The organism is Leisingera sp. S132, assembly GCF_025144465.1.
GTDB lineage: Bacteria > Pseudomonadota > Alphaproteobacteria > Rhodobacterales > Rhodobacteraceae > Leisingera.
Genome location: NZ_CP083553.1, coordinates 1,809,511 through 1,823,269 on the forward strand (window position 1 = coordinate 1,809,511; position 13,759 = coordinate 1,823,269).

At 62.3% G+C, this 13,759-nt stretch carries 14 protein-coding genes; 10 read left to right on the top strand and 4 right to left on the bottom strand.

The window, feature by feature from the left end; translation table 11 throughout:
• The first annotated feature begins 242 nt into the window (after positions 1–242).
• The 7 genes from K3725_RS08830 (at position 243) to grxD (ending at position 6,797) form a co-directional block, all read left to right on the top strand.
• Positions 243–2,510: a mechanosensitive ion channel family protein gene (locus K3725_RS08830; RefSeq protein ID WP_260018400.1), complete on the top strand. Its 2,268-nt coding sequence runs from the start codon at positions 243–245 to the stop codon at positions 2,508–2,510.
• A 177-nt stretch (positions 2,511–2,687) separates the two neighbouring features.
• Positions 2,688–4,853, top strand: a complete 2,166-nt coding sequence (purL, locus tag K3725_RS08835) for a phosphoribosylformylglycinamidine synthase subunit PurL (RefSeq protein ID WP_260018401.1) — start codon at positions 2,688–2,690, stop codon at positions 4,851–4,853.
• Positions 4,854–4,932: 79 nt separating this feature from the next.
• Positions 4,933–5,451, top strand: a complete 519-nt coding sequence (locus K3725_RS08840) for a hypothetical protein (RefSeq protein WP_260018402.1) — start codon at positions 4,933–4,935, stop codon at positions 5,449–5,451.
• A 65-nt stretch (positions 5,452–5,516) separates the two neighbouring features.
• Entirely contained in the window at positions 5,517–5,753 is a 237-nt protein-coding gene (locus tag K3725_RS08845) for a BolA family protein (RefSeq protein WP_039182851.1), read from the top strand.
• A gap of 6 nt (positions 5,754–5,759) precedes the next feature.
• Positions 5,760–5,993: a hypothetical protein gene (locus K3725_RS08850; RefSeq protein ID WP_260018403.1), complete on the top strand. Its 234-nt coding sequence runs from the start codon at positions 5,760–5,762 to the stop codon at positions 5,991–5,993.
• A gap of 301 nt (positions 5,994–6,294) precedes the next feature.
• Positions 6,295–6,435: a hypothetical protein gene (locus K3725_RS08855; RefSeq protein WP_260018404.1), complete on the top strand. Its 141-nt coding sequence runs from the start codon at positions 6,295–6,297 to the stop codon at positions 6,433–6,435.
• The gene (gene grxD, locus K3725_RS08860; RefSeq protein ID WP_260018405.1) at positions 6,435–6,797 is read left to right on the top strand and encodes a Grx4 family monothiol glutaredoxin; all 363 of its coding nucleotides are present in this window, start codon (positions 6,435–6,437) and stop codon (positions 6,795–6,797) included. The genes K3725_RS08855 and grxD overlap by 1 nt, the downstream gene beginning before the upstream one ends.
• A 75-nt stretch (positions 6,798–6,872) precedes the next feature.
• On the opposite strand, the gene K3725_RS08865 is transcribed toward grxD, so the two are convergent.
• Complete coding sequence (locus K3725_RS08865) at positions 6,873–7,268, bottom strand: cell division protein ZapA (RefSeq protein ID WP_260018406.1); 396 nt, start codon at positions 7,266–7,268, stop codon at positions 6,873–6,875.
• On the bottom strand, positions 7,268–8,110 hold the full coding sequence (locus tag K3725_RS08870) for a colicin transporter (protein WP_260018407.1): 843 nt from the start codon (positions 8,108–8,110) through the stop codon (positions 7,268–7,270). The genes K3725_RS08865 and K3725_RS08870 overlap by 1 nt, the downstream gene beginning before the upstream one ends.
• 243 nt (positions 8,111–8,353) lie before the next feature.
• Between K3725_RS08870 and tkt the strand changes: the two genes are divergently transcribed.
• Complete coding sequence (gene tkt / locus K3725_RS08875) at positions 8,354–10,375, top strand: transketolase (protein ID WP_260018408.1); 2,022 nt, start codon at positions 8,354–8,356, stop codon at positions 10,373–10,375.
• Between the two features lie 111 nt (positions 10,376–10,486).
• Here tkt and K3725_RS08880 read toward each other — a convergent pair whose 3' ends face one another.
• Entirely contained in the window at positions 10,487–11,212 is a 726-nt protein-coding gene (locus K3725_RS08880; protein ID WP_260018409.1) for a hypothetical protein, read from the bottom strand.
• Between the two features lie 50 nt (positions 11,213–11,262).
• Complete coding sequence (locus K3725_RS08885) at positions 11,263–12,222, bottom strand: DUF808 domain-containing protein (RefSeq protein WP_260018410.1); 960 nt, start codon at positions 12,220–12,222, stop codon at positions 11,263–11,265.
• 243 nt (positions 12,223–12,465) lie between these two features.
• On the opposite strand from K3725_RS08885, the gene gap reads away from it, so the two are divergent.
• Positions 12,466–13,467: a type I glyceraldehyde-3-phosphate dehydrogenase gene (gene gap, locus K3725_RS08890; RefSeq protein WP_260018411.1), complete on the top strand. Its 1,002-nt coding sequence runs from the start codon at positions 12,466–12,468 to the stop codon at positions 13,465–13,467.
• A gap of 75 nt (positions 13,468–13,542) precedes the next feature.
• On the top strand, positions 13,543–13,686 hold the full coding sequence (locus K3725_RS08895) for a hypothetical protein (protein WP_260018412.1): 144 nt from the start codon (positions 13,543–13,545) through the stop codon (positions 13,684–13,686).
• Positions 13,687–13,759 lie beyond the last annotated feature (73 nt).

Sequence of the window (13,759 nt, forward strand, 5' to 3'; positions counted from 1 at the left end):
CACCCTAAATGAACCTCATGAAGGCGGCGGCTTCGCCCCCCTTCATACCTCCCTGTTGGACTTCGGCCGAGCTTAGTGCTCGGCCTTTTTTTTGGCTTAACGGCACCCCGCAGCGGCCTGCCGCGGATTAACATCCTGCAGCAAAACCCCTTTTTTCTTTGACCTGAATACAACTCATCGGGTCAACTAAGCCAGATGTTACCCGTATCCGGCCCGGTTTTCCGGCACAGGAGGTTCCGTTGATGTTGGTTTTTCAGCACGTCGCCCGTATTTTCAGCGTTTTCTTTACAATTCTTGTTCTCGCAACCGTCCCGCAGGCGCCGGCACTGGCTCAGGCCGGGGAAACCCCTGCCCTGCCTGATCCGCTGACAGAGGGCGCTATTCACGAAATGGTCGCCCGGATGTCTGACGATCAGGTGCGGGCACTGCTGCTTGAAAGGCTGGACGCCGTAGCAGCCCGGCAGCAGGGTGAAGCCCCGCCGCCGACACTGACCGGGCGGGCGGTGCAGCTGTGGACCGCCTTCACGCTGCCGGTGACGGATGCGGTGCGCAAACTTCCGGTCCTGCCGGAGGGGCAGTCGCGGGCAATCGGAAACTTCGTCCAAAAGCACGGCGGCCTGGGCGGCGTGCTGAAGATGCTGGGGCTGATTGGGCTGACCCTGGCCATCGGCCTGGCCGCGGAGTTCGCGGTGCGCAAACTGATCGCGCGCTGGCGCAACCTTGAAGTGGTCAGCGGCGATGCGGACACGCTGGGTGGCGCGCTGAGCTTTCTGGGCCGGCGGTTCCTGCGTGAGATGATCGGCCTGGTGGTGTTCTATATCGTGATCCGCACGGTGGGCCGGGCGCTGCTTGATGCGCAGATGCTGCAGTTTGCGGCACCGATGGTCACCTATCTGATCTGGATGCCGCGCGTTGGGGCGGCCGTGTCCCGTTTCATCATGGCTCCGGAACGGCCGGACCGGCGGCTGGTCAACGCCAGCGACCGCTGGGCCGATTTCCTGTACCTGCACACCATTGGCCTGGTTTTTCTGGCCGGTCTGACCATATTCTCCGTTGGCTTCAATACCGCCAATGGGGTGCCGCCGGAATCGATCCGCCTGGCCTATTGGCTGGATACTCTGGTCTATGTCTACATCATCTGGATCGCCTGGACCGCGCGCGAAGGGCTGACCGACATGATGCGCGGCACCGACCCCGACCGCACCCGCTATGATGAGGTGGCGGCGCGGTATTATCCCTATTTCGCAATGGCTGTGGCGGCGCTGACTTGGATCACCGTCGGCATCCTGGTTGGCCTCGGCAAAGTGGCACAGCTGATCCACGGCGCCCATTACGTCACCATGTTCTGGCTGCTGGCCGCACCGGCGCTGGACACTGCTATCCGCGGGCTGGTCAAACATCTGGTGCCGCCGATGTCCGGCGAGGGCCAGCTGGCGGAGGCGGCGTATATCTCCACCAAACGCAGCTATATCCGGATTGGCCGGGTTCTGGTCGCCGGCATCGTGCTGATGATCATCTCCGACGCCTGGGATGTGGACCTGATGGCCATTGCCACCGGAGCGGAGGGCATTGCCGGCAATGTCATCGGCTGCCTGATGACCATCGCGGTGGGCTATGTGGTCTATGAGGGCGTGTCGCTGTGGATCAACCGGCGGCTGGCCCGGGAGCAGACCTCTGGTGAAGAAGCCGAGGCGGGCGGCGAAGGCGGCGGTGCGGGCGGATCGCGGCTGGCGACGGTGCTGCCGCTGTTGCTGGTCACCGCGCAGATCGCCATCGTGGTGATTTTCGGTCTGCTGGCGGTCGGCGCGCTGGGCATCGACATCACGCCGCTTCTGGCCGGTGCAGGCATTCTGGGCCTCGCCATCGGCTTTGGCGCGCAGAAACTGGTGTCGGACGTGGTGTCCGGCATTTTCTTCCTGGTCGATGATGCCTTCCGCGTCGGTGAATATGTCGAGGTCGAAGGCACCCGCGGCACGGTGGAGAAGATCTCGATCCGTTCCATGCAGCTGCGCCATCACCGCGGGCCGATCAACACCATTCCTTATGGCGAAATCCCCAAGCTGACCAACTACAGCCGCGACTGGGTGATCATGAAGCTGCGCTTCACGGTGCCTTTTGATACCGACCCCAACAAGGTCAAGAAGATCTTCAAGAAGATCGGCGCCGAGATGATGGCGGACGAGCTGTACAAGGACGATTTCCTGCAGCCGTTCAAGAGCCAGGGGGTTTTCGACTTCGACGATGTCGGCATGATCATGCGCGGCAAGTTCATGGCCAAGCCGGGCACCCAGTTCACCATCCGCAAAGAGATCTACAACCGGATCAAGGCAGCCTTTGCCGAAAACGGCATCGACTTTGCCCGCCGCGAGGTCCGGGTGGCAATCCCGGGGCTGGAGGAGAGCGACCAGCTGAACGAAGCCGAAAAGGCCGCCGTTGCCGCCGCCGCGGGCAGCGCCGCGCAGCAGCAGGCAGCGGCGGAACAGGCGGCTGCCGAAGCTGGCAAAAAATGACGTCGGCCGTCGTGATCGCCCGCCCGCGGGGCATCGGCTGCGGCGCCAGCCGCGGCCGGCGGGCGGGTTTTCTGGGTTGCGGCCACGTTGCGCGCATCCGTTTGCGCAACCCCTCTTTCCCAATGGCAAAGCTTGCTCTAAAAGGCGCGCAATCGCAGCCATTGGGGACGTTTACGGATGCAGGAACCCGCCATCACGCCTGAACTGATCGCAAATCACGGGCTGAAGCCTGATGAATACGATCTGATCCTCGAAATCATCGGGCGGGAGCCGACCTTCACCGAGCTGGGCATCTTCTCGGCGATGTGGAATGAGCACTGCTCCTACAAGTCCTCCAAGAAATGGCTGCGCACCCTGCCGACCGACGGCCCTCAGGTCATCTGCGGCCCCGGCGAGAACGCGGGCATCGTGGACATCGGCGACGGCGATGCCGTTGTTTTCAAAATGGAAAGCCACAACCACCCCTCTTACATCGAGCCCTACCAGGGTGCGGCAACCGGGGTTGGCGGCATTCTGCGCGACGTCTTCACCATGGGCGCGCGGCCCATCGCCTCGATGAACTCGCTGTCCTTCGGCGAACCGTCACACCACAAGACCCGCCAGCTGGTCAACGGTGTGGTTGAGGGCATCGGCGGCTACGGCAACTGCTTCGGCGTACCGTGTGCAGGCGGCGAGGTTCGCTTCCACCCTGCCTACAACGGCAACTGCCTGGTGAACGCATTTGCTGCGGGCCTGGCGCGCACCGACGCGATCTTCTACTCCGCCGCATCGGGCGTTGGCATGCCGGTTGTGTACCTGGGCGCCAAAACCGGCCGCGACGGCGTTGGCGGCGCCACCATGGCGTCGGCAGAATTCGACGACACCATCGAGGAAAAGCGCCCCACCGTTCAGGTTGGCGACCCCTTCACCGAAAAGCGCCTGATGGAAGCCACGCTGGAGCTGATGCAGACCGGCGCGGTGATCTCGATTCAGGACATGGGGGCCGCGGGACTCACCTGCTCTGCCGTGGAAATGGGTGACAAGGGCAAGCTGGGCGTGCGCCTGGACCTGGAAAAGGTGCCGCAGCGCGAAGAGAACATGACCGCTTACGAGATGATGCTGTCGGAATCCCAGGAGCGGATGCTGATGGTGCTGAAGCCGGAGCTGGAAGCCGAGGCGCGCGCGGTGTTCGAAAAGTGGGATCTGGACTTCGCCATCGTTGGCGAAACCATTGCCGAGGACCGCTTCCTGATCATGCACAACGGCGAAGTGAAAGCCGATCTGGTGCTGTCGAAACTGTCCTCCACCGCGCCGGAATACGACCGCCCGTGGGTTGAAACCCCGGCAGCCGAGGCGCTGACCGACGCGGATGTGCCGACCATTGACCCAATCGACGGGCTGAAGGCGCTGCTGTCCTCGCCCAACTACGCGGGCAAGCAGTGGGTCTATGAGCAGTATGACACCACCGTGATGGGCGACACCCAGCGCCGTCCGGGCGCAGGCTCCGGCATTGTCCGGGTGCATGGCACCGATAAGAAACTGGCTTTCACCTCCGACGTGACCCCGCGCTACGTCAAGGCGAACCCGTTTGAGGGCGGCAAGCAGGCCGTGGCAGAGGCCTACCGCAACCTGACCGCCGTGGGCGCCAAGCCGCTGGCAACCACCGACAACCTGAACTTCGGCAACCCCGAAAAGCCGGAAATCATGGGCCAGTTCGTCGGCGCCATCAAAGGCATCGGCGAGGCTGTGGCTGCGCTGGACATGCCGATCGTCTCTGGCAACGTGTCGCTGTACAATGAGACCGATGGCAAGGGCATCCTGCCGACCCCGACCATCGGCGCCGTGGGCCTGATTGCCGCGGGTGAAGAGCCGATCATCGGCGAAGCGCGCGACGGCCATGTGGCGCTGCTGGTGGGGGAAACCGTGGGCCATCTGGGCCAGTCGGCATTGCTGGCCGAAGTCTTCAACCGCGAGGACGGCGACGCCCCGGCAGTGGATCTGGAAGCAGAGAAGCGCAACGGTGAATTCATCCGCGCCAACCGCGAGCTGATCAAGGCCTGCACCGACCTTGGCGACGGCGGCCTGGCGCTGGCCGCGTTTGAGATGGCCGAGGAGGCCGGCGTCGGCGTGCAGATCGACGCGGGCGACACCCCGGCCCTGTTCGGCGAGGACCAGGCGCGATACCTGATCGCCTGCAACTTCGATCAGGCCGAGGCGCTGATGCTGGCCGCGGGCCAGGCCGGCGTCGCCATCACCACCGTCGGCAAGTTCGGCGGCGACATGGTGAAGATCGGCGGCTCCGAGGCGCCGCTGGCAGAGCTGAAGGACATCTTCCGCTCCAGCTTTGCCGCAGCCGTGGCTTGATCCGAAGCGCAAAGCGCTGACATGAGACGGGCGGGACGGCGCAGCTGTCCCGCCCTTTCCTTTGACCGGAAACCGGCCGATGACCCTGCCTGAGCTAAAAGAGGATTGCAGCCGTTGCGCAGCCCTGTGTTGCGTCGCCTATCCGTTTGAGGCGCATGAGGACTTCGGCCTGCTGAAGGCGGCAGACACGCCCTGCCCCAACCTCGCCCCGGATTTCCGCTGCTCCATTCATTCCGGTCTTGCCAAATGCGGCTTTGGCGGCTGTGTGGCCTATTCCTGCGCCGGTGCCGGCCAGCGGGTGACGCAAGACCTGTTCGAGGGCGAAACCTGGCAGGATGACCCGGATCTGCTGCCCCATATGACCCATGCCCTGCGGGTCGTCCGCCCGATCCACGAGGCGCTGCTGGTCCTGAAGGAGGCCGCCGGCCTGCCGCTGCCGCTGGAGCTTCAGACCCGCTGTGCTGAGCTGACCCGGGCGCTCTGCCCGCAATCCCCCTCCTCCGTCTGGGACTTTGAGGAAGAGGACGTGCAGGCAGCCCTGGCAGCGGTGCCGGAATTTGTCGGAAGCATTGCGCCTTTTGCGCCGGACCACGCCTAATCCTGCTTGCACAGCTCCGGCCGCACACCTACATTTTTGGCAAACAAGACAAAGGACTTCCCCGGATGCCCATGCAAGCCCACGAAATCGAAGAATTGCTGCGAGATGCCTTCCCGGATGCCGAAATCCAGGTCGGCGGCTCCGACGGTGTGCACATGTCGGCGATGGTCGTCGACGAAAGCTTCCGCGGCAAGAACCGCGTCCAGCAGCAGCGCGCCGTCTATGCCGCGCTGAAAGGCAAGATGGACGGCCCCGACGGCGAGTTGCACGCGCTGGCGCTGACCACCAAGGCGCCGGAATAACCCGGGATGTCGCTGTTCTCCTCCATCCTGGTGATTGGCATTGTGATCATGACCGCCGTAGTGGCGCTCGTATCCCAGCGCCGCCGCCCGCTGGAGGAGGACGACAACGACCCGGACTACCACACCCTGCGCTCCGATTACCAATCCGGCATGGGCGGCGGATCCGCCCGGACCTGGAAGGTGCCGAAAGACCCGCAGGAGTACGCGCGATTTTTTGTTCCCAGGAACAAACTGAAGTAACCGGGAGCATGTTCAACCTTTCCATCCGTAGCATCCTTACCGCCCAATCAGCCCGCCAACATCACAATGGTGGGGTACATGGGCGGTAGTCCAATCTTTTGGTTTGTTTGCGCAGGCCTGCTTCTTTGGTTCGGAGCGGTGTTGTCAGCGCTGGTGTTCTTAAAACGGAAAGACAAACCTAGGCCTTCCAAGTTGCCGTTTGTGCCATTGGACGGAAAACACCCTGAACTGGAGGCTGAAATAGAGTTCGAAAAGCAGGAGAGAATGGTTGGAATGGGTACGAACCTTGTAAGGAAATACCTTGAACGCTTTTGAGTTAGCATTCAGCCTTCCGGTAGCGCTTGCTGCAATTGCCGTTCTGGCGGGGCTTACTTTCACTGAACTTCTGCCCTATATCGAAACAAACCGCGACCGGCTGCAACGCCAAGAGGAAATAGACTAATGACCGACGCAAAGACCCGCATCGAAGAAACCGTCAAAGCCAATGACGTGGTGCTCTACATGAAAGGCACCAAGGAAATGCCGCAGTGCGGCTTCTCCTCGCGTGTGGCGGCGGTGCTGAACTACATCGGCGTCGACTACACCGACGTGAACGTGCTGGCGGACGAAGAGATCCGTTCGGGCATCAAGGACTATTCCGACTGGCCGACCATCCCGCAGCTGTACGTCAAGGGTGAGTTCGTCGGCGGCTGTGACATCATCACCGAGATGGCGCTGTCCTCGGAACTGGACACCCTGTTTGACGACAACGGCATTGCCTTCAACAAGGAAGCCGCCGACAAGATCCGCGAAGCCAACGCCTGATTTCAGTCAGTAGCGGTAAAAAAGGCGCCTGTTCGGCGCCTTTTTCTTTTGCTGCAAGAACTTTAGGCAATACCTTCAGCCTGCGGCCTGTTCCTCTATCTGCTGCGCCAGCGCCTCGGTGCGGGCGGCCAGTTCGGCCAGGGTCTCGTTCACTTGCGGCGGCACCACTGCTACCTCGATCCGCTCAGGCTCGGGTGCCGGTGCGGCCTTCAGTGCCTCCAGCTCCTGCATGCGTTCGGCCAGCTCTGCCTCGACTTCCTTGATCCGGTCCTCGACCGCGGCGGTCTTGTCGGCCAGCATCAGCCCGGCCATCAAGAGCATCCGCGCCTCGGGCATGCGACCGATCTGGTCCGACAGCACCTGCGCCTCGTCATCCAGCATCTTGGCGGCAGCGTGCAGATAGCTTTCTTCACCCTCCTGGCAGGAGACCTCAAAGCCGCGGCCGCCGATATGAATGGTCACTTCGGGCATCAGACTTCCTCTCCTTCAGGCAGGTTCCGGGCGTTGACCAGGAGCGGCTCAAGCTTGGCCAGAACCGCATTGACCTGAGCCTGATCACTGGCCTGCGCGGCGCGCAGCCCCTCTATTTCAGCTTCCATCGCGGTGTTGATCAGCCCGGCATCGCCCAGGCTTTGCGCGTTGGCCTCCCGCAGGGCGGCATTGGAGGCGCGCAGCTCCTCATTGGCCAGCCGCAGCTGCTGCAGTTCGGTATCGAGCCGCACCAGGGCTTCGTTCTGGCGTTCCAATTCGGCGTTCATGTCCGGCGCGTCAGCGGCCTCTGCAGGTGTGTTCTCCGCCGCAGGGGCCGCCTCCAGCTGCGCCTTCAACGCATCATTGGCGGCCTTGGCCTCTGTCAGTTGATCTTCCAGCGCTTCCTTCTCGCTGGCCGCGGTATTTGCCGCCGCTTCCAGCTGACCCTTCAGGCGGGCAACCTCAGACCGCAGCGCCTGTTTCTCTGCCGGATCGCCGGCTTCGTTTCTCAGGAGCTCAAGCTCAGCCTGCATCGCGGCCACGTCTTCATCACTGGCGGATCCCGCAGATGTTCCGCCCTCCGCATCCTTCAGCCGGGAGTTGAGAACCTTTACCCGCTCTTCCAGCTGGGCGTTGGCCGTCCTCTCCTCGTCCAATGCCTGCTCAAGCTCGGCGTTGGCGGTTCCGGCAGCGGCGGCCTCAGCGGCCTGAACAGCCGCGGCTGTTGCCTCTTCGGCCTTGACCCTGTCCGCAGCGCGCGCTTCCTGCAGCGCGGCAGAGCCTGCGCTGATGCGCTCCAGCGCGGCCTGAATGCGGCCTTGCAGTTCTTCAATCTGGTTCATGCCTGTCCCTCACCCGCACCCTGCCGTTCCATTATCGTTCCGCTGCCCGTCCGAATCGAGCGGGCGCGGCCGGCCCGGGCCAGTTCTTCCCTTTCAGGAATAAATCACCCCCCTTTGCGTTTCAACCACTTGCCGCGCCTAGTTCGCGCAGATTGGCCGCAATAGGCGCAACCATGCTTGATCTTTGGCTGATCGCTGTTATTGAGCGCAGCAAATGCCTGTTAACGCCAAAGGACAATCCACGTGGACCTGACAGCCCTGCGCACCGCCAATCCCGACCATTGGAACAAGGCCGCCGCCATTCGCGCGCTGGCACTGGACGCCGTTGCCGCCGCCAATTCCGGCCATACCGGCATGCCGATCGGCATGGCCGATGTCGCCACCGTGCTGTTTGAAAAGCACCTGAAGTTCGACGCCTCCAACCCGCAGTGGCCGGACCGCGACCGGTTCATCCTGTCAGCGGGCCACGGCTCGATGCTGATCTACGCGCTGCTGTACCTGACCGGCGACAAACAGGTCACTCTGGATCAGATCAAGAATTTCCGCCAGTCCGGCGCGCTGACCGCCGGCCACCCGGAGAACTTCCTGCTGGACGCGGTCGAAGTCACCACCGGCCCGCTGGGCCAGGGCATCTCGAACGCTGTCGGCTTTGCCATGGCCGAGGAAATGCAGCGCGCCCATTACGGCAAGAAGGTCGTCGATCACCACACCTATGTGATCGCCGGCGACGGCTGCCTGATGGAAGGCATCAGCCAGGAGGCCATCGGCCTGGCAGGCCGCCACAGCCTCGGCAAACTGATCGTCTTCTGGGACAACAACAACATCACCATCGACGGCACCGTTGATCTGTCCGACCGCACCAACCAGGTGCAGCGTTTCAAGGCGTCGGGCTGGCAGGTTCTGGAAATCGACGGCCACGACCCGGTTGCCATCGACGAAGCCATCGTGGCGGCGAAGAAATCGAAGAAACCTTCGATGATCGCCTGCAAGACCCACATCGCCCTGGGCCACGCCGCACAGGACACCTCCAAGGGCCACGGCGCGCTGACCGACCCCGATCAGCTGAAAGCGGCCAAGGACGCCTATGGCTGGACAGGTGGTGCGTTTGAGGTGCCGGCAGAGATCAAGTCCCAGTGGGAAGAAATCGGCGCCCGCGGCAAGTCCGAGCGTGCGGCCTGGGAAGCCCGCTTTGCCGAGCTGTCGCAGCAAAAGCAGGACCGTTTCAACCGTGCCTACGCACTGGACGCGCCCAAGAAACTGTCCGCCGCCATCAAGGCACTGAAAAAGCAGGTGAGCGAGGAGCAGCCCAAGGTTGCCACCCGCAAATCCTCCGAGATGGCGCTGGCCGTGATCAACCCGCTGATGCCGGAAACCGTGGGCGGCTCCGCCGACCTCACCGGTTCCAACAACACCAAGACCGGCGATCTGGGCGTCTTTGACACCGACAACCGCAAGGGCCGCTATGTCTACTGGGGCATCCGCGAGCACGGCATGGCCGCAGCGATGAACGGCATGGCCCTGCACGGCGGAATGCGCCCCTATGGCGGCACCTTCTTCTGCTTCACCGACTATGCCCGCCCGGCGATGCGCCTGGCCGCCCTGTCGAAGATCCCGTCGGTGTTCGTGATGACCCACGACTCGATCGGCGTTGGCGAAGACGGCCCGACCCACCAGCCGGTGGAGCATCTGGCGATCTGCCGCGCGACCCCGAACACCTATGTGTTCCGCCCCGCCGACACCGTGGAAACCGCCGAGGCCTGGGAAATTGCCCTCACCTCCAAGGAAACCCCCTCGGTGATGACCCTGACCCGTCAGAACCTGCCGACCGTGCGGACTGAGCACAAGCTGACCAACATGGTCGAAAAAGGCGCATACGTCTTGGCCGAGGCAGAGAACAAGCGCCAGGTGATCCTGATCGCCACCGGTTCGGAAGTGTCCGTTGCCATGGAAGCCAAGGCCAAGCTGGAGGCTGAGGGCATTGGCACCCGCGTCGTCTCCATGCCCTGCATGGAGCTGTTCGCAGCCCAGGACGAAGCGTACCGCCGCAAGGTCCTGCCCGCAGGCCCCGTGCGTGTGGGGATCGAGGCAGCCATGCGCGCCGGCGGCTGGGACCGCTGGCTCTTGGGCGAGCGCGGCCAGGAGAAGAAAGCCGCATTCGTCGGCATGGACCGCTTCGGCGCCTCCGCCCCGGCAGGCGAGCTGTTCGAGCGCTTCGGCATCACCGCTGACGGCACCGTGGCCAAGGTGAAAGAGCTGCTGGGCTGAATCAGATTTGTACCGATTCAATAAAGGGGCGCTCCAAACGAGCGCCCCTTTTCATTTCCTTGATTTCTTCTTTGCGAATGTCACAGGGCATGTACGCAATGCGACCTGTGCTCAATTTGGCAGTTTAGACGTACGGAGCGTTTCAACCACAGACTTGGCCGCTCCCATCAGCCAGCTTTCTCGTGGAAGAATGAAAGAACGCCTCTTATCCGTCCACTCGACTCCATCCCAATTTGCACAAATGAGTGAAAACGCACGTCTTGGATTTGTTTTCGCCATCTGCGCATATGCCAGCACAGTCGTCCCTGGCATGGCTGACAATACTGGTGAGCCATCCGACAGATCCTCTCCAGGAACCGATTTGTAGTCTGCTAAACAGGATTCAATCAGCCATGGAAGTGCCTTTTCGGTCCAGGAAGATGACTTCCAACGACCCTGCACGAAACCATTTGCGTGGAGCGCACGGTAAAAGTCCGCACTTAAATCAAGAGGGGATGAATCATACGCTACATCCTTGGAATTAAACCACTTCCAAAGATTGCACGCTCCCCGCAATAACCAGTCTCTCTCAACTTCACTGAATGCTTTTCTGTCCAGCCAGGACTCAAATTCCTCTTCATTGATTGCGGGCGCATAGTAGTAGGGCTTTCTGCTTTCCAGTATCCCAACCTCTTGCAGCGCATGACATGCATCCCTTGTGCCTGCGACGAGCGTTCCTGTGTATAAGCCACCTTCGCGCAACGTTTCCGGAGAGTAGAGATCAAAGTTGTCAAAAAGCAAATGATCGACAAGCAGCCGGCAAAGCCGTTGCCCATTTGGGTCTAAAAATTCGTCCATCTATCTTCTTTCCGCCTGTAAAAATAAGAAAGAATTATTATTTCAATATCTTATCGCCTCGAAACAGCCGCAATCACCGGCCCAATCACCTTGGTCGCCAGCGGGATCAGCAGCAGACCCAGCGCGACGCCAAACACTCCGTCCATCGCCGCCTTGGCGGTCCACTCGGTAAAGCCCTTCCAGGCAGCAGGCACCGCGTGGCCCACAGCATAGGCCCAGTCGTGGATCAGATGGCCCAGCCAGCCAAAGCCCAGCACTTCCAGCCCGTGGATGATGATGGAGCCGCCGACCCACAGCATCGCCGCGGTGCCGACCACCGACAGGATCTTCATCAGCACCGGCATGAACTTGACCAGCCCGCGCCCCAATCCGCGCCCCACTGGTGTCGGTGCGCTCTGCGCCAGGTAGAGGCCCACATCGTCCATCTTCACAATCAGCGCGACAGAGCCGTAGACCGCCAGCGTGACGCCGATGGCCACCACCGCCAGCGTTGCCGCCTGCATCCAAACATTCGGCGCCTCAATCGCGGCCAGCGCGATGGTCATGATCTCCGCCGACAGGATGAAGTCGGTCTTGATCGCGCCCTTGATCTTCTGTTCCTCCAGGTGGCCGGGGTCCTTGATGCTCATGTCCTCGTCGATGGCGTGGCTCGCGTGCGGGAACAGCACGTGAAAGACCTTCTCCGCGCCCTCGAAACACAGGTACGACCCGCCCAGCATCAAGAGCGGCGTGATGGCCCAAGGCGCAAAATTGGCCAGCAGCATCGCCACCGGCAGCAAAAGGATCAGCTTGTTGAACAGCGAACCCCGGGTGATGCGCCAGATGATCGGCAGTTCGCGCGCCGGCGCAAAGCCCTGCAGGTACTTCGGCGTCACTGCCGCATCGTCGATGATCACGCCTGCGGTCTTGGCCCCGGCCTTGCCCGCCGCTGCAGCCACATCGTCCACCGAAGCCGCCGCAACCTTGGCAATCCCCGCCACATCATCCAGCAGCGCCAGCAATCCGCTCATGCCAATTCCCTCAAATCCTGTTCGCGTTTGGGGGCAATCTGCCCGGTTCCGCGCCGCAGCACAAGCGTTAGCGCCACCGCCTGAGGACGGCAAAATTCCGTTACCGCCACCGGATGAAACCGTTAGCGCCACCGTGCGCATTTTGCGCTAACAGTTTCATTTAATGACGCTTTTACCCCTTTAGACCACATCCGCCCCGGTCTATATGGCGGCCAAAGGTTTTGCTCGCTTGGAGACGTACTCATGACCATCAAAGTCGGGATCAACGGTTTTGGCCGCATCGGCCGCTGCACCCTGTCGCACATCGCCGCCTCGGGCCGCGACGACATCGAAGTGATCAAGGTGAACGCCACCGGCCCGCTGGAGACCGCGGCGCATCTGATCAAATACGACAGCGTGCATGGCCGTTTCCCGGGTGAAGTGACCATCGGCGACGGCACCATGAACCTGGGCCGCGGCGACATGCAGATGTTCTCCACCTACGACATGAACGAGCTGGACTGGTCGGGCTGCGACGTGGTCCTGGAATGCACCGGCAAGTTCAACGACGGTGAGAAGGCCAAGGCGCATCTGGAGCGCGGTGCGAAGAAAGTTCTGCTGTCCGCCCCCGGCAAGAACGTCGACAAGACCATCGTGTTCGGCGTCAACGACGATCAGCTGGAAGCCTCCGACACCATGATCTCCAACGGCTCCTGCACCACCAACTGCCTGGCGCCGCTGGCCAAGGTGCTGGACGAGGCGTTCGGCATCGAGCACGGCATCATGACCACGATCCACGCCTACACCGGCGACCAGCCGACCCTGGACCGCCGCCACAAGGACCTGTACCGCGCCCGCGCCGCTGCCATGTCGATGATCCCGACCTCGACCGGCGCCGCCAAGGCCCTGGGTGAAGTGCTGCCGAACCTGAAAGGCCGCCTGGACGGCTCCGCCATCCGCGTGCCGACCCCGAACGTCTCCGCCGTTGACCTGACCTTCCGCGCCGGCCGCGACGTGACCGCTGAGCAGGTCAACGCCGCCGTCAAGGAAGCCGCTGAAGGCCCGATGAAGGGCGTGCTGGGCTATGAGCCGGCGCCGCTGGTCTCTGTTGACTTCAACCACTCGCCGGAAAGCTCCATCTTTGCGCCGGACCAGACCCGCGTGGTCGAGGACCGCATGGTGCGCGTGCTGGCCTGGTACGACAACGAATGGGGCTTCTCGGTCCGCATGGCCGATGTGGCCGTTGCCATGGGCAAACTGGGCTAAACGCTCCTAGCCTCTTGAGAATTTACGCCCGCTCAGGTTATCTGGGCGGGCGTTTTCATTTGCGGCGGAGCTATCATGACCAACCGGATTGCCATCTTCCTCGGGCTGTTCCTGATCGCCGCCGCCGCCGTTGACATTGCTCTGTTCGGCGACACGCACATGATCTTTCTCGGCAAGAAGCTGTTTGCGCTGATCGACTGGGCCGCATTCTGGCGCTGAGCCGCCCTGCCCTGCGGTTGCTTTGGAGCTGTCGGCGCCCTGCGCGCGCAGCAGGCTGAAGAAGGCACAAAGC